At 44.5% G+C, this 21,519-nt stretch carries 19 protein-coding genes; 13 read left to right on the top strand and 6 right to left on the bottom strand.

Going from position 1 to position 21,519, the window contains the following annotated elements; all coding sequences use genetic code 11:
* Positions 1-2: 2 nt before the first annotated feature.
* On the bottom strand, positions 3-890 hold the full coding sequence (locus tag MHB38_RS09745; protein WP_048002649.1) for a tyrosine-protein phosphatase: 888 nt from the start codon (positions 888-890) through the stop codon (positions 3-5).
* Between the two features lie 90 nt (positions 891-980).
* Between MHB38_RS09745 and MHB38_RS09750 the strand changes: the two genes are divergently transcribed.
* Positions 981-1,733, top strand: coding sequence for a DeoR/GlpR family DNA-binding transcription regulator (locus MHB38_RS09750; protein ID WP_048002648.1), 753 nt, complete (start codon positions 981-983; stop codon positions 1,731-1,733).
* Positions 1,734-1,854: 121 nt separating this feature from the next.
* A complete protein-coding gene (locus tag MHB38_RS09755; RefSeq protein WP_017359513.1) occupies positions 1,855-2,244 on the top strand; it encodes a tautomerase family protein in 390 nt (129 codons plus the stop codon).
* A gap of 33 nt (positions 2,245-2,277) precedes the next feature.
* Here the strand turns inward: MHB38_RS09755 and MHB38_RS09760 are convergent, their stop codons facing one another.
* Positions 2,278-2,832, bottom strand: coding sequence for a hypothetical protein (locus MHB38_RS09760; RefSeq protein WP_017367394.1), 555 nt, complete (start codon positions 2,830-2,832; stop codon positions 2,278-2,280).
* Between the two features lie 125 nt (positions 2,833-2,957).
* Here MHB38_RS09760 and MHB38_RS09765 point away from each other — a divergent pair, with 125 nt between their 5' ends.
* From MHB38_RS09765 to MHB38_RS09790, 6 genes are all read left to right on the top strand, one after another.
* Entirely contained in the window at positions 2,958-4,091 is a 1,134-nt protein-coding gene (locus MHB38_RS09765; RefSeq protein ID WP_341003226.1) for a CdaR family transcriptional regulator, read from the top strand.
* A gap of 77 nt (positions 4,092-4,168) precedes the next feature.
* Positions 4,169-5,578: a glycolate oxidase subunit GlcD gene (gene glcD / locus MHB38_RS09770; protein ID WP_035391821.1), complete on the top strand. Its 1,410-nt coding sequence runs from the start codon at positions 4,169-4,171 to the stop codon at positions 5,576-5,578.
* Positions 5,575-6,915, top strand: coding sequence for a (Fe-S)-binding protein (locus MHB38_RS09775; protein ID WP_341003229.1), 1,341 nt, complete (start codon positions 5,575-5,577; stop codon positions 6,913-6,915). The genes glcD and MHB38_RS09775 overlap by 4 nt, the downstream gene beginning before the upstream one ends.
* A 78-nt stretch (positions 6,916-6,993) precedes the next feature.
* The gene (locus MHB38_RS09780) at positions 6,994-8,481 is read left to right on the top strand and encodes a spore germination protein (protein ID WP_008346623.1); all 1,488 of its coding nucleotides are present in this window, start codon (positions 6,994-6,996) and stop codon (positions 8,479-8,481) included.
* Between the two features lie 12 nt (positions 8,482-8,493).
* The gene (locus MHB38_RS09785) at positions 8,494-9,594 is read left to right on the top strand and encodes a GerAB/ArcD/ProY family transporter (RefSeq protein ID WP_202734403.1); all 1,101 of its coding nucleotides are present in this window, start codon (positions 8,494-8,496) and stop codon (positions 9,592-9,594) included.
* Positions 9,591-10,691 carry a Ger(x)C family spore germination protein gene (locus tag MHB38_RS09790; protein ID WP_224563578.1) on the top strand — a complete coding sequence of 367 codons (1,101 nt, stop codon included), beginning with the start codon at positions 9,591-9,593 and terminating at the stop codon, positions 10,689-10,691. The genes MHB38_RS09785 and MHB38_RS09790 overlap by 4 nt, the downstream gene beginning before the upstream one ends.
* A 43-nt stretch (positions 10,692-10,734) precedes the next feature.
* Here MHB38_RS09790 and MHB38_RS09795 read toward each other — a convergent pair whose 3' ends face one another.
* The gene (locus MHB38_RS09795; protein WP_008346618.1) at positions 10,735-10,965 is read right to left on the bottom strand and encodes an excisionase family DNA-binding protein; all 231 of its coding nucleotides are present in this window, start codon (positions 10,963-10,965) and stop codon (positions 10,735-10,737) included.
* Positions 10,966-11,132: 167 nt separating this feature from the next.
* Between MHB38_RS09795 and MHB38_RS09800 the strand changes: the two genes are divergently transcribed.
* Genes MHB38_RS09800 through MHB38_RS09810 form a run of 3 tightly spaced genes read left to right on the top strand, consistent with a single transcriptional unit; the run spans position 11,133 to position 13,082 of the window.
* On the top strand, positions 11,133-11,540 hold the full coding sequence (locus MHB38_RS09800) for a GtrA family protein (protein WP_445661575.1): 408 nt from the start codon (positions 11,133-11,135) through the stop codon (positions 11,538-11,540).
* Between the two features lie 4 nt (positions 11,541-11,544).
* Positions 11,545-12,426, top strand: a complete 882-nt coding sequence (galU, locus tag MHB38_RS09805) for a UTP--glucose-1-phosphate uridylyltransferase GalU (RefSeq protein WP_017359504.1) — start codon at positions 11,545-11,547, stop codon at positions 12,424-12,426.
* Between the two features lie 53 nt (positions 12,427-12,479).
* Entirely contained in the window at positions 12,480-13,082 is a 603-nt protein-coding gene (locus MHB38_RS09810; protein ID WP_007499192.1) for a DedA family protein, read from the top strand.
* Between the two features lie 39 nt (positions 13,083-13,121).
* Here the strand turns inward: MHB38_RS09810 and MHB38_RS09815 are convergent, their stop codons facing one another.
* On the bottom strand, positions 13,122-13,943 hold the full coding sequence (locus MHB38_RS09815; RefSeq protein ID WP_255835897.1) for a uroporphyrinogen-III synthase: 822 nt from the start codon (positions 13,941-13,943) through the stop codon (positions 13,122-13,124).
* Positions 13,944-14,091: 148 nt separating this feature from the next.
* Between MHB38_RS09815 and MHB38_RS09820 the strand changes: the two genes are divergently transcribed.
* On the top strand, positions 14,092-14,712 hold the full coding sequence (locus tag MHB38_RS09820) for an acetate uptake transporter (RefSeq protein WP_007499188.1): 621 nt from the start codon (positions 14,092-14,094) through the stop codon (positions 14,710-14,712).
* A gap of 38 nt (positions 14,713-14,750) precedes the next feature.
* Here MHB38_RS09820 and MHB38_RS09825 read toward each other — a convergent pair whose 3' ends face one another.
* The gene (locus MHB38_RS09825) at positions 14,751-15,770 is read right to left on the bottom strand and encodes an LLM class flavin-dependent oxidoreductase (RefSeq protein WP_008346608.1); all 1,020 of its coding nucleotides are present in this window, start codon (positions 15,768-15,770) and stop codon (positions 14,751-14,753) included.
* A gap of 184 nt (positions 15,771-15,954) precedes the next feature.
* On the opposite strand from MHB38_RS09825, the gene MHB38_RS09830 reads away from it, so the two are divergent.
* Complete coding sequence (locus tag MHB38_RS09830) at positions 15,955-20,898, top strand: beta strand repeat-containing protein (protein ID WP_445661576.1); 4,944 nt, start codon at positions 15,955-15,957, stop codon at positions 20,896-20,898.
* A 33-nt stretch (positions 20,899-20,931) separates the two neighbouring features.
* Here the strand turns inward: MHB38_RS09830 and MHB38_RS09835 are convergent, their stop codons facing one another.
* On the bottom strand, positions 20,932-21,492 hold the full coding sequence (locus tag MHB38_RS09835) for a CatB-related O-acetyltransferase (protein ID WP_017358859.1): 561 nt from the start codon (positions 21,490-21,492) through the stop codon (positions 20,932-20,934).
* Positions 21,493-21,519 lie beyond the last annotated feature (27 nt).

Consider the following 21,519-nt stretch of genomic DNA (forward strand, 5'->3'; position numbering starts at 1 on the left):
GTTTATTCTGCGTTTTGTGATGGAATGCCAGCAGATGGTGTAAGCAAGATGTTTTTCATTTTAAGCAGCTGAGCTTTCGGGACGTCGCAGGCTTCTAGTAAATACCGCTCTGCACTTCCGTATGTATCCATCATCTCATTCAGTACATCTTCAAGATAATCTTGCTGCACACCGAGCAGGGGCTGAATTTGTTCTTTTGACACCCGATATAAACTCATCATGCGAACAAATCGTTCTTGTCTTTTCACTAGCATTTTCACGCCTTCATTGGAACGCATGTATTCACTTAAAACGGTATGCACCGGTACACCCGCTGCTAATTGAATAAGAGCAGATAAAAAGCCTGTACGGTCCTTTCCACTTGTACAATGAAGCATAAGCGGATAATTTTTTTCATCTGACAGTAATGTAAACAATTGCTGAATCTCTTTTTTTCGCTCATAGAGCATGCTTTGATATACATCTTTCATGATCGGTGTAAAGGATAGAGATTTTCCTTCTGCTATCAGCATACGAAACATGGTCCATTTGCTAGGCATCATGCTGTCAGGCTGCATAGGGATATGAACAATTTTGTCATGTTCCATGATCTTTGGTGGGTGTGATTTTCGTTCTGAGCTTGTACGCAGGTCACAAATCGTTTGAATTCCAAGTGTTGAGAACGTCAATATGTCTTGCTTCGTGAGACGTGATAAATCAGCAGATCGATAAATCATTCCTTGTTTGATGACCATCTGATCCGTTGTTTGAAGTCCCCCTACCTCTCTAAAATTTGCAAGCTTTGAAAATTGTATGTTGTGTTCATTCATAGAAGTGAATATCCTTTCTATCCTCTTTTCTCTATCATACGCTTTTATGAAAAATGAGAAAAGATAAGAGAAAAAGATCATTAGATTCTCCCATGTTGATCAGTGACATCTTTTACGTGGAATTATTGTTATAATAGAATCAGCATATTCGTATTGATTGGAGATTGTAGCATGATAAAAACAAAACGTATTCAGCAAATAAAAGAGTATGTATTTGACCGGGAATCTGCCTCTCTTGATGAGCTTGTGACGCATTTTGGCGTCTCAAAAAACACCATACGCCGAGATGTACAAGCATTGGTAGAATCCGGCGTGCTAAAGAAAGTGTACGGCGGCGTCGCTGTGAATCACACAACATTGGTGGTGTATCAGGAGCGAAAGACTCGTCAGCTGAGTAAAAAACAATTGATCGGACAGGCTGCCGCCGCTTTTGTTGAACATGGTGATATGATTTTTGTTGATTCTGGTACAACGACACTGGAGATGCTTCCCTATTTGAAGGAGAAACAGATTACCGTTGTGACAAATAACGTGGATTTCATTACACAGGCTATGCCTTATGAACACCTCACCATCTTTTCAACCGGGGGTATGCTAGAGCGAAAAACAAATTCTTTCGTTGGTTATCAAAGTGTTGAACGTCTCAAAGCATACAATGTCAATAAAGCATTTATTGCATCAACTGGTTTATCCATTGATCATGGCGTCACGAATTCCTCCCCGCTTGAGACAGATATTAAAAAAACGCTCGTTGAAAAAAACGCCAAAACCTTTTTATTAGTCGATGATAGTAAGTTTGACCATTATGCCTTGACCACGTTTTGTGACTTAAAAGACATAGACATCGTCGTGACGAATGAACAACCAAATGAAGATTACCTTCAATATGGAAAAGAGCATGATGTGAAGTTTGTCACGCCTTAGTCCAGAGCGAAAAAGCCAAGCGCCAATGTTTTGGCTTTTTTCTTATGCGCAAAAGAGTGAAACGGCGAAGTGTTGGTTACATTATGATTGTACATTTAACACATATTTGGAGGTTGACCTGATGCCGTTGTTACGATTTGACGTGATAGAAGGCCGTTCAAAAGAGGAATTAAAAAAACTGCTGGACACTTGCCATGAAGCAATGGTTGATGCCTTTGGGGTACCTGAACGAGATCGCTATCAAATTGTTCATCAGCACCGCCCTGAAGAGATGATGATTGAAGACACTGGGCTTGGTTATCCGAGAACAAAAGATCTTGTTGTCATTAGTGTTGTCAGTAAACAGCGGACGAAAGAGCAAAAGGAACAGCTTTATGCACAAATCGCAGAACGTGTAGAAAAAGAATGCGGGGTTGCCAAGACGGATGTGATGATCTCCATCGTGGAAAATGGAGACGCTGATTGGAGCTTCGGGATGGGTGAGGCTCAATTCATAAGAGGATTGCTCTAAAAAACGGCTCAGGAATTTGAGCCGTTTTTTGATTCATTCATTTTCAAGCTGCATGAGCAAGTTGAATAAATAGCGGTACACTGCTGAGATCACACCAATTAAAGGCGTATCTTCTTTGATGTCTTCTAGTTCAAGAAGCGGAATGTTGATATCAAATAACCCGTCTTGTCCATTAAATTGAAGCTGAGCACCATTTAATGTTGAGAGCATCTCTTTTAGTAATCCAGTATCTTTTTTAGGACGCTTCAATCCGAATAACACGGTATACGTCTGAAATACTTCATCCCATTCTATGGCAAGTCCGTCGGCTCTCACCACATCAAACCACTTCGACTCGATATAAATGAATTCTTTTTGTTGTTTTTTTACGTATGTAAGAGGTGTATTTAAAAAGGAAGCATTTTCTGTTTGAATCATTTCCTCCGATTCCTTGTCTACACGTTCTATATAAACATCAGCAAAGCGTGCTTCTTCTGTCATTTTTGCCCCTTCTAACGGCCAATTTTGACTTGCGGCTTTGTTATATTCAAAGTCGGTGAGCGCCTGCCCTTCTTTCAATAAATCTTGTAAGCGATTTTGCAGTGACATGACTGTATCTCCTTTCATCTACTTCATATGCGTTTTTTATTTTAGCATAACACATGAAAAGAAAGATATGCCTGAGCATATGATGGTATGATAGTGGAAAAAGAAACATCTCGGAGGGGACCGTTTTGCTCACAATGACACTGGCAGAAAAAATCGTAGATGAGGTCAAAAAGGTACTGACGGAAGAAATCATCATCACACAAACAAACGGTACCATTATTGCTGCAACAGATCCAGCACGCATTGGTCAATTTCATGAAGGAGCATATGTCACATCCTTAGAAGGGCAGAAACGAATTCTCACAAAGGATGATGTGCTGCAGATGAAAGGCGTCAAAGCCGGTATCAATCTGCCTATTTATTTTAAACAAGAAGTCATTGGGGTCATTGGAATGACAGGTGATCCTAGGCATGTCTCCCCTTTTGGCGACATTTTACGTAAAATGACGGAGCTGCTCATTCAAGAACATGAATTTTTTCAAGAAACGGAAACAGATGAACGGCAGCTTGAAGCCTTTGTGTTCGACTGGCTTCATCTGCCAGAGACAGCGGCAGGTATGACCGAGAAAGCGCAGCGGCTTGGCCTTGATGTCAACAAGCAGCGTGTCGCTATTCTCATTGATTGTCAAGAAGAATCGTTTATGAAGCAGGATCAATATAAACTGATGAAGGACAAATTGCAACTCACCAATCAGGAGATCATTGTGCGCTGGGGGCATGCACGTTTTTTGCTCATGCTACAAGCCAAACCAGATGGTCGAGAAACATGGCACAAGCGCTTGTTCCATATTCATGCTGCGCTCACAGCGCTGTCACCATCGAGGATTTTAATGGGGGCAGGAAAACCAGCAGCTTCTCATGTCATGAAGCAGTCCTTTCATCAAGCGTTTCGCGCTTTAAAATTGGCGCATGCTGAAACACCCATTGTGTTTGATGAAGATTTGACGCTTGAACTTTTTATGGAGGAAATCAGTCAGGAAACAAAAGATGCGTTTCTTGATCGAACGATTGCGTCCCTTTTCCCCTATCCCGAACTAGTGAAAACATTGCGGAAACTCATCGCTTCGGATTACTCATTGAAACATACAGCAGAAGCCATGCATGTCCATATTAATACACTTCATTACAGATTAAAACGGATTCAGGATTTAACGACACTTGATCCAAAGCGTATGCAAGATGCGATGCTTTTTTATTTGGCCTTGCTGCTTTTAGATCATGATACAAAAAATACGATAAAACAGCCTGATATTTTGTAGAATCGTCTATAGTCATGTGACGGTTCTTTTTTTATACTGGTAGAAACGAGACGTTAAATGAGCGGGAGTGATTGTATATGCTAGATTCAGAATTTTCAAATCAATTAAAAGAGATTGTCGGTGCGCCCAATGTCCAAGACAGCAAGGCGGATCGTCTTGCCTACTCTTATGATGCGACACCAAATTTTCAACAGATGCCAGATGCGATCGTGCGGCCTCACACGGCTGAAGAAGTGCAGCAAATTGTGAAACTGTGCGCCTCATACAAGGTACCGATCGTCCCAAGAGGCTCAGGGACGAATCTTTGCGCAGGAACATGCCCTACTCAGGGCGGATTGGTGATTCTCTTTACTAGAATGAATCAATTATTAGAAATAGACGAAGAAAATTTAACCGCAACGGTGCAGCCTGGCTTAATTACGCAGGAATTGATTCATCAAGTAGAGGAAAAAGGTCTCTTCTACCCGCCTGATCCAAGCTCTATGAAAATCTCCACATTAGGCGGCAATATTAACGAAAATTCAGGGGGGCTGCGGGGGTTAAAGTATGGAGTGACAAGGGATTATGTCCTTGGGCTTGAAGTGGTTTTGCCAAATGGTGACATCATCAAAACAGGCGGAAAGCTTGCAAAAGATGTCGCTGGATATGATATGACTCGATTGTTCGTTGGTTCAGAAGGAACACTCGGGATTGTCACAGAAGCGGTGCTAAAGCTCCTGCCGCTTCCAGAAACGAAACAAACAATGCTTTGTTTATACGAAAGCCTGGAAGAAGCTGCGACTTCTGTATCGGCTATCATTGCTGAGCGTATCATTCCTGCTACATTAGAATTTATGGATCAGCCGACCCTTGAAGTCGTTGAAGATTTTGCAAACATCGGCCTGCCCACCGACGTTCAAGCTGTGTTATTAATTGAACAGGACGGCAACCCTGAAGCTGTTTCTCGTGATATCCAAAAAATCGCAGAAGTCTGTGAGCAACACGGGGCTACAAGCGTCAAGATTGCACATTCAGAAGAAGAGGCAAGTGCGCTCTTAACAGCGAGACGCTCTGCTTTATCTGCCCTCGCTCGATTAAGTCCTACAACGATTTTAGAAGATGCTACCGTTCCCCGGTCTGAAATTGCCAATATGGTTCGTGCAATCGAAGACATTGCACGAAAGTACGAGGTGAACATTTGTACGTTTGGTCATGCCGGTGATGGCAACTTACACCCCACTTGTGCGACAGATGCAAGAAATGAAGAAGAAATGAAACGGGTAGAAGCTGCTTTTCAGGCCATTTTTGAAAAAGCCGTTGCCCTTGGCGGCACGATTACAGGCGAACATGGCGTGGGCCTCATGAAAGCGCCCTATTTGGAGCTGAAGGTCAAAAAAGAAGGAATCGCTGCCATGAAGGCGATTAAACAGGCACTTGACCCTGCACATATCATGAACCCAGATAAAGTGTTTGGAAAAGCCTCAAGAAAGCGAGTGGTGGTCTCATGAGTTCTTCTTCTAAGCAAAAAGAGATCCAGCAGCAGTTTCAGGAGCAAATGGATGAAAAGGAGCTGCTTAATTGCATGCGCTGCGGATTCTGCCTCCCTTCCTGCCCTACCTATATTGAATCTGGACAACAAGAAACGCACTCCCCTCGGGGCCGAATTGCGTTAATGAAAGCTGTAAGAGATGGTGTCATTGAGCCAGATGAAGATGTTGAACATTCCCTTAATCTTTGTCTTGGCTGCCGTGCATGTGAACCAGTCTGCCCTTCTGGCGTCAAGTATGGACAGCTGCTAGAAGATGCAAGAGATATTATTCAACAACATAAAAAACAATCGTTTCCCGTCAAATTGATGAGACGTGTTGTGTTTAAAGGTCTCTTTCCATCACAAAGTCGTATGCGACAAGCTGCTAGTTTTCTTCGATTTTATCAAACATCTGGTCTGCAAACAGCCGCCAGGAAGACTCGCATACTGAAGGTGCTTCCCTCCCATTTACAGTTGATGGAACAGGCACTTCCAAAGGTGCCGCCTCAAAAGAAAAAACGTTTGAATGAATATAAAGCCATTGGTCAGGCAAAAAAACGGGTGGCGTTTTTTACTGGCTGTTTAATGGATACAGTTTTCTCAAACACAAACAAAGCGACCATTCATCTCTTGCAGCTGGCAGGCTGCGATGTGATCGTTCCTCCTATACAAACGTGCTGCGGCGCGCTACATGGTCATAGCGGAGAAAAAGACCAAGCAAAACAGTTAGCCAAGCTGAATATTGAAGCATTCGAGAAAACAGATGCCGATGCGATTGTCATGAATGCGGGCGGCTGCGGCGCCTTTTTAAGTGATTACGGTCATTTGCTTCAGGATGACCCAGATTTTCAAAAACGAAGTAAAGCCTTCTCACAGAAAATAACCGATATTTCAAGCATCCTTGTAGAGCTGGAATTTCACCGCCACGTGCCACTGGCTCTGCCAGCGCAAGTGATCACCTATCAAGACTCCTGTCATTTACGAAATGGAATGAATGTACTACAGGCGCCGAGGGTGCTTATGAACGCCATTCAAGGAGTAACGTTTAAAGAAATGAAAGATGCTGGCCGCTGCTGCGGATCTGCAGGAATCTACAATATCTTGCAGCCAGACATGTCGATGCAAATTTTAGATCATAAAATGACTGAAGCGAGCAACACAGCTGCAGCTGCCATTGTGACGTCGAATCCAGGTTGTCAATTACAAATGGCAGCTGGCATCAAAAAGGCAGGACATATGCCTAGCATGAGAGCGATTCATCTGGCTGACTTTTTATTAGAAGCCGTTCAATATGGAAAAAAAGCGTCCAGTTCATGAAGCTGAACGCTTTTTTTATGCATATCTTCAGATGATCGGTTGGATAATAGAGGCAAATCGCGGAAGGAGATGGTTCAAGTGCTGAAGAAAAACAAATCAAAACAGAAAGACCCGAATTCAGTATTTGAAGCATTATCGCGCTCTTCTGATTTTATCAATGAATTATCCAGTTCCGGAGGTTTTCTTTACAGAATTTCTTTTTTTCGATCTTTAATTAATGGCAATCTCCTTCATGAACAAATCTTGCCTTTTATTCAACAATTGCATCTAACACCCACCCTTGAAGAGCTGAAAGAACACATCCCAATTGAACAAGCTGTGATTACGAAGGACCTTCAAAAAGTGGAAGAAGCTCTTCATCGAGGCAGTATTGCTGTTCGAATTGAGACAGATTGGGGCAATACGCTTCTCTTGCCGATTGAAGAAAAGAAAGGCAGACAAGTGGGCCCGCCTGAGATTGAATTCGGAATCATTAGTGCGCAAGAAGCGTTTGTAGAAGTGCTCGATACAAATTTAAACTTGCTCAGACGCAGGCTGCCCACTCCTGACCTTAAAGTAGTTGAACACACAGTTGGTACCCTTTCTCAAACGAAAGTAGCCGTTGTATACATAGAGAATATCGCCAACCCGCAGAACATTGAAACCGTTCTTCAGCGGATTCAAGATGTTGACTATGACCAAATTCTAGATTCCAATTATCTTGCGCAAATGCTTTATGATGTGTCCAATACAATCTTTCCATTGTTTTTAAATACAGAACGGCCAGACAGGGTTTCCTCAGGTTTAACGGAAGGAAAAATAGCCATTATGGTTGACGGTTCGCCTCATACCCTGCTTGCACCTACAATTTTACTCGAGTATTTTTCTACAATGGAAGACTATAACATGTCTTGGATCGCAGCATCCTCCTTTCGGCTGTTACGCATTTTTGCAGTGATATTTTCTATTTTTGCAACCCCTTTGTATGTAGCTGTTTTAACGTTTCACTATGAACTGATTCCTAAGGACTTATTAGAAACGATCGTAGCATCACGTTATCTCGTGCCCTTTCCGCCTATTATTGAAGCATTATTTTTAGAGATATCGATTGAGCTACTTAGGGAAGCCGGGTCTCGCCTTCCTGCAAAAGTCGGACAGACGCTCGGGATAGTTGGAGGTATTGTGATCGGACAGGCTGCGGTTGCAGCGGGATTAACAAGTAATATCCTGCTCATTATTGTCGCATTATCAGCTCTTGCCTCTTTTGTCACCCCTATATATAAAATGGGGACAACCATTCGTCTCTTACGTTTCCCATTCCTTTTTGCTGCACAAGTGTGGGGAGCGCTAGGGATTTCGCTAATGGGGGCTTTTCTTCTTACACATTTAATGAAATTAACGTCTATAGGCCAGCCTTACTTAGAGCCAATCTTTCCACTTCGATTGGCCGATTTAAAAGGTAGTTTGATTCGGCCCCAACTCCGCTTTTTGAAAAAACGTCCAGAAAATTTACGCCCGCAAAATGAAACGATACACCGCCAAAAGCCAAAGCAAGGCCGTAAGGGGAAAAATGATTTTTATGAATAAGGAAGTGAAGGCATGAGCTCTTCTTCTGTGAAAGAAAAATTTCAAGTATCCCCTTTTTTTGTGTTTTTTCTGATCAATGCCAATCAAGTTGGTGTTGGTATTTTAAATTTCCAGACGAATCTGGTCCGGACGATTAATAATGATGGGTGGATCGCCATTTTAATTGCTGGTGCAAGCGTCAATTTGATGATCTTCCTCATTTACTTTTTGTTTAAAAAAGCACCTACTGACGAATTTAGTGACATTACACAATCTGTGTTTGGTAAATGGCTTGGACAATTCATCAACATTCTCTACATTTTGTATTTTTCTTCATTATCTTTGATTGTGCTTGTTCATTATATGGATGTAATCCATGTTTGGCTGTTTAAAGAAATTCCCGGTCTTCTATTTGCATCAGTGCTGCTCATCCTCGTCTATTACATTCACACAGGCGGATTTAGAACAATCGCTGGCTGGGCATTCTTTAGCATTGTCCTAACGTACTGGATGACCTTTATCTGCTTTTATGTCATGAAATATAGTCACATCCGCTTTATGTTCCCCATGTTTGATCATTCATTTTCACAACTCATGATGGGGGTCAAAGATGCCTCTTTATCCATGTTTGGTTTTGGAACATTGCTTGTCTATTATCCCTTTATTAAAAAAGCACAAACGTCGCAAAAATTTGCACATATGGGAGTGTTGCTGACTACATGCCTGAATTTGCTTGTATTTCTCGTCTCTATAGCGTACTACTCAAGTGCTCAGCTCGAACTAACGAAATGGCCAACATTGACATTAACCAGCATTGTCAAACTTCCGTTTATCCAGCGCTTTGAATTTATTGAAGTGTCCCTATGGCTTTTGCTTATCGTTCCAAATATCGCCATTCCATTATGGGCAGCCAGTAGAATGGCAAAACAAGTGTTTCACACGAGCCAACGCATGACGTTAATTGTTCTCAGCCTTCTCATTCTCGTCATGTTTTCATTTTTGATCGAGGCCACCTCTTTTGAGACGTTTAATAAATGGGTGGAATATAGCGGATATATCCTCATATATGGATTGACTGGATGTATGATCATTGGGCTGCTGGTGAAAAAAAGGTGGGTGAAAAAACGCGCATGAAACATTATATTCTCGTGTGTCTCATGTTATTGAGCCTTTTCTTAACGAGCTGTGCACAGCCTCGTCTCTTAGATGAATTAAGTATCTCGCAGGCAGCGGGATTTGACTTATTGGATGATGGAGAAATGAAGGGCTTCTTTGTTTTCCCTGTTTTTAAAAGCGAAGAACAAGGCAGTTACCAAATTGTAAGTGCTAAGTCAAATACCATTAGTAATATTCAGTTTCTTGTGTCGGAAAAATCGCCTTTCCCCGTTGTCATGGGACAAGTACTCGTGATTTTAATAAGTGAAAAGCTGGCGAAAGAAGTGGGTATGATTGATTTGATGAATTACATTTATCGTGATCCGATCATTGGGTCCCGTCAAGTATTTGCCATAGTAGGCGGAGAAGTTGAAGATTTGTTGTATACAAAGATGAATCAAACCAACTTAAATATCGGTGTATATCTTTCAGATTTACTGGCTCAAAACATGCGAAACGGCAATCAACCTGTGACCAATCAGCATATTTTTATGAATCAGATGATGGCAAAAGGCGTTGATGCCTACCTCCCTTACATTAAAAATACAAGCAACTCTATTAAAGTGTCGGGTGTCGCTCTTTTTGATCAAGAAAAAATGGTTGGGCATATTCCAGGGGAAGATACATTTACGTTTAAAGCGATGATTGAAAATCATAAAAATGGGATTTATGAGTTTCGATTTAATGACACAAAGAAAACCCATGTTGTCATTGAAAATATCAAATCACATGTGTCTTATCACATTAAACCAACTGAAAACCTTTCAAAAAAGCCTCATATCACCATTGATATCAAGCTGAAAGGTGAGTTGAAAGAATTTATGAAATCAAAAAAAATCGATACGCCTTCTATCTTGCAGCATGTTGAAAAAGAAGTGGAGAAGCGTGTGGCCCAGCAAGGAAAAGACCTTGTTCAATCCTTTAAAAAGCAAAAAATTGATCCGCTTGGACTTGGTTTGAGATATCGTTCTAAAGATAAAGCCATGACACCGGAGAAATGGCAAAAAATCTACCCTGATACAGATGTCCAAGTGAATTGTCATATGAACATTGTCCAAACGGGTGTCAGCCAATAAAAAAGACTGTATGAAAAGGTTCTCCCTTCTCGTACAGTCTTTTTTAATCTTCATCTTTTACGTCCGGGTCCTCAGGGATTGGTTCATTTAAGATGTCTTGAATGAGCTCTTTATATTGTTCTAGCTGTTTCATATGGGTTTGAAACTGCCCTTGATAAATGAGATACGATTCCCCGTCAAATACGTAACGAATCTTTTTTTGCTGGATTAATTTTTCAACATATGCTTCTGATACTTCTAAGTATTCAGCTGTTTCTCCAATTGTTAAATACATGCATGTGCACCACCGTTCGTTTCATCTTACAAATTATATCACGAGCTGGTGAAAAAACAGATATCGCTTGTTCATGTTTTTTTCATCTTTTCTTCACTGATTCGTCAACTCGCTTTTGTACAGTATTCATACACCCACTCAAACACTAGGAGGTGATGATCCTTCGCATGACAAAGAAAAATATTCGGACCTATGCCGCATTTTTAACTGTAGGCGCTAGCAATACGATGATTGACTTTCTGTTCTTCTTTTTTTTCACTGCTTGCTTTGTTCCCTCTTTTCTTGCACAGTGCCTGTCCTATACAGCAGGAATGCTGAACAGTTATGTTTGGAATCGAAAATGGACGTTCCAAGTAAAAAAGAAAGCGGATAGGTGGGAATGGATCAAGTGGGCCACAGTCAACGGCGTCGCGTGTCTCCTCACCTATGTTGTCTTATATGTCATGCAGCAAGCAGGCTTCTCATTATTCATTAGTAAAGCGATTGGTACCCTTCTTGGCATGATGATCACTTTTATTGGAAGCCGCCTATGGGTGTTTCCATCAGAAAATAAACCATCAGAAATGGAGCGATGATTCAATGAATATCAAAAAAGCCGTTATACCAGCAGCCGGATTAGGCACACGTTTTTTACCCGCAACGAAAGCACAGCCAAAGGAAATGCTGCCGATTATCGACAAACCCGCCATTCAATACATAGTTGAGGAGGCTGTTCAATCAGGCATTGAAGATATACTAATTATCACAGGAAGAAATAAAAAATCGATCGAAGATCACTTTGACCGTTCGATTGAGCTAGAACACACGTTGCTTGAAAAAGGGAAAAATGAACAGTTAGCTGAAATCAAACATATTGCGGATATGGCCAATATTCATTATATTCGTCAAAAGGAGCCGTTAGGTCTTGGACATGCGGTATTATGTGCACGTCATTTTACTGGCAATGATCCTTTTGCGGTCCTTTTAGGTGATGATGTCATGGTGTCAGAAAGACCTGCACTCTCTCAGCTCATGGAAGTCTTTGAAGACAAACAAAGAGAGGTCATTGGCGTCCAGCAAGTGGATCGTCTAGATGTCAGTAAGTATGGTATGATAAGACCAGCTAGAGTAGACGGTCAAGTGTTTGAAGTCACAGACTTAGTGGAAAAGCCAGCTATTCATGAAGCTCCTTCCGATTTAGCCGTGATGGGCAGGTATCTGTTAACACCATCGATTTTTCCTATTCTACAAGGAATTGAGAGAGGTGCCGGGAACGAAATCCAACTGACAGATGCGCTGAAAATCATTGCACATGAATCACCCATTTATGCAAAACAATTAGATGGGATGAGATTTGACGTTGGTGATAAGCTGGGCTCATTTAAGGCAGCGGCTGAAATTGGATTGATGCGTCATGATATGCGGACAGCCATGCTAGCATATATGCAAAGCATACTCATGAGAGAAGCAAAACAAGCATAGGCTCTTATAAGGATGCTTGAAGAAAATTCGTATTTAAAGGCAGAGTGAAATGAATGGGAACCTTGTTTAATGAAATTTTAACCTGGCTGACAAGCCTTGGTTACGCAGGTGTTGCACTTGGACTGATGATTGAAATTATCCCGAGTGAAATTGTACTTGCCTACGGCGGATATATGGTGTCAACAGGAAGCATTGGATTTGTTGGAGCCGTCATCGCTGGGGTGATTGGAGGAACACTTGCCCAGTGCTTTATTTACTGGATCGGCCTTTACGGCGGAAGACCTTTTTTAACAAAGTATGGGAAGTATTTATTCATCCATGAGCATCATATTGCCACGGCAGAACGCTGGTTTGACCGATATGGAACGGGTGTCGTATTTACAGCTCGTTTTATCCCAGTCGTGCGCCACGCGATCTCAATTCCAGCTGGTATTGCAAAGATGCCATTTCTGAAATTTGTTCTTTTGACCGGATTAGCCGCCATCCCTTGGTCCATCCTATTTATTTATCTTGGAATGCAGCTTGGGACAAAATGGGACCACATTCAAAGTGTCGCTCACACGTATACAACACCAATTATGGTCATTGCCATCGTTCTCATCGTACTGTATTTCGTTTTGAAAAAAATTCGCACAAATCGAAAACGGACAATCTAACGAAAACGCCTTTCACTCGTCATGTGAAAGGCGTTTTTTCTATGCGTGCGTCGATTGTTTTTTCATATATTGAGATAATTCCATAATCATTGCACCCATTCTTTCAAGTGAAGGGGCTAGAATTCGGCTTATCCCCTCTTCTTTTAATGCTTCAGCTGTGACTTTTCCAACAGCTACAGCTAATACATGCTGCTCGAATAGATGTTGCAGTTCTTCTTTTTTGCCCCATTCTTCTGCTAGTTTGAAAAAGGCATGAACCTGAACAGCGGTTGTAAAACAAACGGCATGGACCTTCCCTTCTTTCATTTCTTGAAGCAAAGTGTCCGCCGCCTCTGGTTCAGGGGGCGTGTGCTGATATGGCATGAGCTGCAAAACGTCTGCTCCCTTGTGATGTAAAAAATCAATGAGAGCTGGTGCATTTTCGCCGTGAAGCTGCACCATGACCCGTTTACCTTGAAGTTCTTTGTCTTCTAACTTTGAAATGAGGTCACGAACGGTTCCATCTTCATCAGAAACATCTGGCTGAATGCCGTGTTTTTTTAGAGCCGCAAACGTTTTGTATCCTCTTGAAGCGATATGGGCACTTGATAAAATGTTCATAAAAGCTTCTCCAAGCTGCAGCTCTAGTGCACTTTCAATTAATGTGTCTGTGCCGATACCCGTTGTTAAAATGACCCAGTCAGCTCCCTTCTTTACAAAGGTTTCTATGCCTGGCTTCAATTCCTCTTTGGCTAAAAATACAGTGCCCTGAAGAGAACGAATAACAGCTTGTCCTCCTTGCTTTTCAACAAGTGTACGCATTTCTTCTGTTTTTCTTGTTCCGCATATGGCAATGGTCTTTCCAGCTAAGCCTTTACTCATTCTCATCCCTCTTTTTCTATCACATGTATGATGTATTGTATTAAATATAGATTTATTTGGAAGACGTTGCAAGTGTCTACTAAAAAAGAGCTTGACGTTTCTATCGAATTCGAGTATCTTTTGTAAGTGCAAATTGTAGGAGGTCATTATGGAAAAACAGAATGTTCAAGCAATTCGATTATCAATCGCAGACCCAACACCACTTGGTTTGTTTGGTTTAGCAATGGTGACGCTTGTTGCGTCTTCACAAAAACTAGGAATCACAGATGGCACATCCCTTATTTTACCTTGGGCTATCTTCCTTGGAGGAATCGCGCAGCTGATTGCGTCCATACAAGATTCAAAGCATCATAATATTTTTGGAGCCACTGCCTTCGGCGCATTCGGTCTTTTTTGGATGGGCGTTGGAACCACTTGGCTCATTCAAGCGGGCGTTTTTGGGAAAACGCTTGCGGGAGCTGCGGACCCAAAACAACTAGGTTTTGCTTTTATTGGTTATTTGATTTTCAGCTTATTTATGACGATCGGTGCAATGGAAACACATAAAGTATTGTTTTTGATTTTCGTCTTTATTGATTTCTTATTCATTGGCCTGTCTCTAAGCTCGTTTGGTGTGATGTACGATGTGACTCATACGATGGCTGGTATTGCAGAATTGATTATTTCTCTTCTTTCATTTTATGGTTCTGCAGCTGTTGTGCTGAATACACATTTTGGTCGTACAGTACTGCCAGTTGGACAACCATTTCGCGTGTTTACTAAAGCATAAATAAAAAAGAACTGCTCTTGGCAGTTCTTTTTTTATTCTTATTTTTCTTGTTCCTCTTGAAATATCTCTGCAATGATTTCATAAGAACGCATTCTTTCTTGATGGTCAAACATATCAGAATTAATCATGACTTCATCTGCTTGAGTCGCCTCAATAAAGGCTTCTAACTCTTTTTTCACCTTTTGTTTATCCCCGATCATCGTCGAACTTAATTGTTCGTCCACCATCGCCTTCTCATATGGACTCCATAACCCATCCATACTTTCAACAGGGGCTTTGAGTTTTCCTGGTGTATTGCGAATGAGGCTCAAGAAGCGCTGATAATGAGACGTCGCCAAATATTCAGCCCGCTCTGTTTGATCAGCAGCAAAAACCGTGACACCAACCATCGCATAAGGTTCTTTTAACACATCTGAAGGTTGAAATGACTGTCTGTATAATTCTAAAGCAGGAATGGTATTTTTAGGGGAGAAATGTGCCGCAAAGGCAAATGGCAGTCCCAGTTCTCCTGCAAGCCTTGCACTAAAACCACTTGAACCAAGAAGCCAAATTGGTATATCCAATCCTTCTCCCGGAACGGCTCTTACATGTTTTTTGACCTGACCAGTCGGTTTGAAATATTGCCGAAGTTCTTCAAGCTGCTCAGGGAAATCCTCCCCATTATGAAGATTACGTCTAAGTGCCCTTGCCGTTAACTGATCTGTTCCTGGTGCCCTGCCAAGACCTAAATCAATTCTCCCTGGATACAAAGTCTCCAGTGTTCCAAATTGTTCTGCAATAACGAGTGAAGAATGGTTTGGAAGCATAATCCCCCCAGAACCAACCCGGATCTTTTCAGTCCCTCCGGCAATATATCCAATTAAGACGGATGTTGCTGAACTCGCAACCCCTTCCATATTATGATGCTCCGCAAGCCAATATCTATGGTAGCCCCACTTCTCAGCTTTTTTTGCTAAATCCATACTATGTTCAAATGACTCTTTGATTGTGCCACCTTCTGTTACAGAGGATAAATTTAACACGGAATATGCTGCACGTTGTAAAACTGATTGACTCATACATGATGCCCCATTTCTTTCAAAAATCATACTAGTTTCATTCTTTCAACACCATAACATAAAACGATTTAACTTTTAAATGATTTGATTCGATGAACTTCGAACTAAAAAATATCATTAAGCTCAATTCCGCTTTTTAAATTTCCACATAGAATAAAATATTAACTTTTAGGAGATGGGGAATTTGTATAACCAGTACGATAACAAATGTCCCTTTTGCGGAAAAAATCATGATTGGCAACCTCATTACAGAAAATCTCGTCACGATAGACCTACATTTGATGATTGCCCTCTTCTTAAACGAGAATGTAAAAAGAAAAAAATTGTTAAACATCACAGCACTTGTGCTAAAGCAAAAGGACGAAAAAAAACAAATAATAAGATTGTAAAAAGAGGTTCTACTGGTGTTACTGGGCCTACCGGAGTTACTGGAGCTACTGGTCCAATCGGTGATACTGGAGCCACTGGAGATACTGGTCCAACCGGTGCGACTGGTGATACCGGGCCTACTGGTGTGACTGGAGTTACTGGTGATACTGGTCCAACCGGTGCGACTGGTGTAACTGGAGCTACTGGCCCTACGGGTGCCACTGGTGTAACTGGTGATACCGGACCTACTGGTCCAACAGGTGCTACTGGAGTTACTGGTGATACTGGCCCTACCGGAGCCACTGGTGTAACTGGTGATACTGGGCCTACCGGAGCCACTGGTGTAACTGGTGATACTGGACCTACGGGTGCCACTGGAGTTACTGGAGATACTGGGCCTACCGGAGCCACTGGTGTAACTGGTGATACTGGACCTACGGGTGCCAATGGTGCCACCGGAGTTACTGGAGCTACTGGAGATACCGGACCTACCGGTGCGACTGGTGTAACTGGTGATACCGGGCCTACTGGTGCGACTGGAGTTACTGGTGATACTGGACCTACGGGTGCCAATGGATCCACTGGAGATACTGGGCCTACCGGTGCGACTGGTGTAACTGGTGATACCGGACCTACTGGTCCAACAGGTGCTACTGGAGTTACTGGCCCTACGGGAGCCACTGGAGTAACTGGAGATACCGGGCCTACTGGTGCGACTGGTGTAACTGGTGATACTGGTCCAACCGGTGCCACCGGAGTTACTGGATCCACTGGAGATACCGGACCTACTGGTGATACCGGGCCTACTGGTGCCACTGGTGTAACTGGTGTAACTGGTGATACTGGGCCAACCGGTGCCACCGGAGTTACTGGAGCTACTGGCCCTACCGGAGCCACTGGTGTAACTGGTGATACTGGCCCTACGGGTGCCACTGGAGTTACTGGAGCTACTGGGCCTACCGGAGCCACTGGTGTAACTGGTGATACTGGCCCTACGGGTGCCACTGGTGTAACTGGTGATACTGGCCCTACGGGTGCCACTGGTGCCACCGGAGTTACTGGAGCTACTGGCCCTACCGGAGCCACTGGTGTAACTGGTGATACTGGCCCTACGGGTGCCACTGGAGTTACTGGAGCTACTGGCCCTACCGGAGCCACTGGTGCCACCGGAGTTACTGGAGCTACTGGAGATAACGGGCCTACTGGTGCCACTGGTGTAACTGGTGATACCGGACCTACTGGTGCTACTGGAGTTACTGGCCCTACGGGAGCCACTGGAGTAACTGGAGATACCGGGCCTACCGGTGTAGGATTAACAGGAATTGAAGCGTTTGATCCGGTAGTAAGTCCTACTTACCCGGTAGGGCAAGTAGTGACCTTTAATGGCAGTACGTATGTAGTAAATACTGCACCACCGACAGGTACACCAGATACTTCCCCAGACTACACATTACTGGCTGCAGCAGGATCAACTGGAGATACTGGAGTAACTGGAGATACCGGACCTACCGGTGCGACTGGTGTAACTGGTGATACTGGACCTACCGGAGCCACTGGAGTAACTGGAGATACTGGGCCTACCGGAGCCACTGGTGTAACTGGAGATACCGGACCTACCGGTGCTACTGGTGTAACTGGTGATACCGGGCCTACCGGTGATACGGGTGCAACTGGTGCCACTGGTGTAACTGGTGATACCGGACCTACTGGAGCCACTGGTGATACCGGGCCTACCGGTGATACGGGTGCGACTGGTGCAACTGGTGTAACTGGAGATACTGGGCCTACTGGTGCTACTGGAGATACCGGACCTACTGGTGATACCGGGCCTACTGGTGTAACTGGTGTAACTGGAGATACTGGAAATACCGGACCTACTGGTCCAACCGGAGTTACTGGAGATACTGGTATAACTGGTGCGACTGGTGTAACTGGTGATACTGGCCCTACGGGTGCCACTGGTGTAACTGGTGATACTGGCCCTACGGGTGCCACTGGTGCCACCGGAGTTACTGGAGCTACTGGAGATACCGGGCCTACTGGTGCCACTGGTGTAACTGGTGATACCGGGCCTACTGGTGTAACTGGTGTAACTGGAGATACTGGAAATACCGGACCTACTGGTCCAACCGGAGTTACTGGAGATACTGGTATAACTGGTGCGACTGGTGTAACTGGTGATACTGGTCCAACCGGTGCGACTGGTGTAACTGGTGATACCGGGCCTACTGGTGCCACTGGTGTAACTGGTGATACCGGACCTACCGGTGCGACTGGAGTTACTGGCCCTACGGGAGCCACTGGAGTAACTGGAGATACTGGGCCTACCGGAGCCACTGGAGATACTGGAGATACCGGACCTACCGGTGCGACTGGTGTAACTGGTGATACCGGGCCTACTGGTGCGACTGGAGTTACTGGTGATACTGGACCTACGGGTGCCACTGGAGCCACTGGAGATACTGGTCCAACCGGTGCGACTGGTGTAACTGGTGATACCGGACCTACTGGTCCAACAGGTGCTACTGGAGTTACTGGAGCTACTGGCCCTACCGGAGCCACTGGTGTAACTGGTGATACCGGACCTACTGGTGCCACTGGTGTAACTGGTGATACTGGGCCTACCGGAGCCACTGGTGCGACTGGTGTAACTGGTGATACTGGGCCAACCGGTGCCACCGGAGTTACTGGATCCACTGGAGATACCGGACCTACTGGTCCAACAGGTGATACGGGTGCAACTGGTAATACCGGACCTACCGGTGCCACTGGTGTAACTGGAGATACCGGGCCTACTGGTGCCACTGGTGTAACTGGTGATACCGGACCTACTGGTCCAACAGGTGCTACTGGAGTTACTGGAGCTACTGGGCCTACCGGAGCCACTGGTGTAACTGGTGATACTGGGCCTACCGGAGCCACTGGTGTAACTGGTGATACTGGGCCTACGGGTGCCACTGGAGATACTGGAGATACTGGAGATACTGGGCCTACCGGAGCCACTGGTGTAACTGGTGATACCGGACCTACTGGTCCAACCGGTGCGACTGGTGCAACTGGTAATACCGGACCTACCGGTGCGACTGGTGTAACTGGTGATACCGGGCCTACTGGTGCGACTGGAGTTACTGGTGATACTGGGCCAACCGGTGCCACCGGAGTTACTGGATCCACTGGAAATACCGGACCTACTGGTCCAACCGGTGATACTGGTGCCACTGGTGTAACTGGAGATACCGGGCCTACTGGTGCCACTGGTGTAACTGGAGATACCGGACCTACTGGTCCAACAGGTGCTACTGGAGTTACTGGAGCTACTGGGCCTACCGGAGCCACTGGTGTAACTGGTGATACTGGGCCTACGGGTGCCACTGGAGATACTGGAGCTACTGGGCCTACCGGAGCCACTGGTGTAACTGGTGATACTGGGCCTACGGGTGCCACTGGTGTAACTGGTGATACCGGACCTACTGGTCCAACAGGTGATACGGGTGCAACTGGTAATACCGGACCTACCGGTGCGACTGGTGTAACTGGTGATACCGGGCCTACTGGTGCGACTGGAGTTACTGGTGATACTGGGCCAACCGGTGCCACCGGAGTTACTGGATCCACTGGAAATACCGGACCTACTGGTCCAACCGGTGATACTGGAGCCACTGGTGCTACTGGAGATACCGGGCCTACTGGTGCCACCGGAGTTACTGGAGCTACTGGTGATACCGGTCCTACTGGTGCCACCGGAGTTACTGGAGCTACTGGAGATACCGGGCCTACTGGTGCCACTGGTGTAACTGGTGATACCGGGCCTACCGGTGCGACTGGTGTAACTGGTGATACCGGACCTACTGGTGCCACTGGTGTAACTGGAGATACTGGGCCTACTGGTGATACGGGTCCTACCGGACCTACAGGTGCCACTGGTGTAACTGGTGATACGGGTCCTACCGGACCTACTGGTGCCACTGGTGTAACTGGTGATACCGGGCCTACCGGGCCTACTGGTCCAACAGGTGCCACTGGAGGCACCGGTCCAACTGGAGCTACCGGAATCACTGGTGCCACTGGAGGCACCGGTCCAACTGGAGCTACCGGAATCACTGGTGCCACTGGAGGCACCGGTCCAACTGGAGCTACCGGAATCACAGGTGCCACTGGAGGCACCGGTCCAACTGGAGCTACCGGAATCACAGGTGCCACTGGAGGCACCGGTCCAACTGGAGCTACCGGAATCACTGGTGCCACTGGAGGCACCGGTCCAACTGGAGCTACCGGAATCACTGGTGCCACTGGAGGCACCGGTCCAACTGGAGCTACCGGAATCACTGGTGCCACTGGAGCTAGCGGTCCAACTGATACGGCACTTTATGCTGGAAATACAACAGGTCCTACAATCATTACTATTGCTGGTGGTACGAACATTGCTTTACCAAGTAATCAAAATATTAATGGATTTACGCCGAATGGTTCAAATGATACATTCACAGTCCAGCAAACAGGTAAATACTATATCACATATCAAGTAAATACCACTACTGCACTTTTAGTGAGCACAAGGCTATGGTTGAATGGATCAACTGCTATTCCAGGTTCAATTCAGTCCTCTGCCGTATCCACAACTTTTATGAGCAATACAGTTATTGTCAATTTAACAGCAGGAAATACAATTTCATTACAATTTTTCGGAGCGGTTGTAACAGCCATTCTAATAGGTGGTGGTGCAACCGGTGCATCACTTACCATCATCAGACTCAGCTAAGTGAAACGAAGATAGAAAAAAAGAAAGGCTCTGTCAGCCTTTCTTTTTTCTATCTTCAATTACGCTTATACAACGGTCAATATCAGGAGATTGCAAGAGGTGAAAAATAGACTGTATGAACGAAAACTCTAAATTCCACCATTCTAATAACTGAAGTTTTTCAATGATATCCGAAGAAAACCGATATTTCATGAGCCGCTGCGGGTTCCCTGCGACAATCGCATATGGAGGCACATCTTTTGTAATCAGACTATTTGCTCCAATGACTGCCCCGTTTCCTATCTGTACTCCTGACATGATTGTTGCTCCATATCCAATCCAAACATCGTGCCCTATACACACATCCCCTTTTGATCGTGGATGTCCTTCAATATGGGCAGCATCTGTGAAAATTTGATTGAAGGGATATGTGGTGACCCAATCTGTTCGGTGTTCACCACCAAGAAAAACTTTTACTTCGTTTGCGATGGAACAAAACTTCCCTACATTCAGCGTTGTTCCTTCTCCCCACGTCAAGACTTGAAAATCTGGTCCGGCATAAGTGAAGTCACCGATATCATACGAACTGAGCTCACTTCTTTGATTTAAAAACATAGAAGATCAGACCCCCTACAAAGTAAT

The organism is Bacillus sp. FSL K6-3176 (assembly GCF_038003325.1).
Taxonomy (GTDB): domain Bacteria; phylum Bacillota; class Bacilli; order Bacillales; family Bacillaceae; genus Bacillus; species Bacillus altitudinis.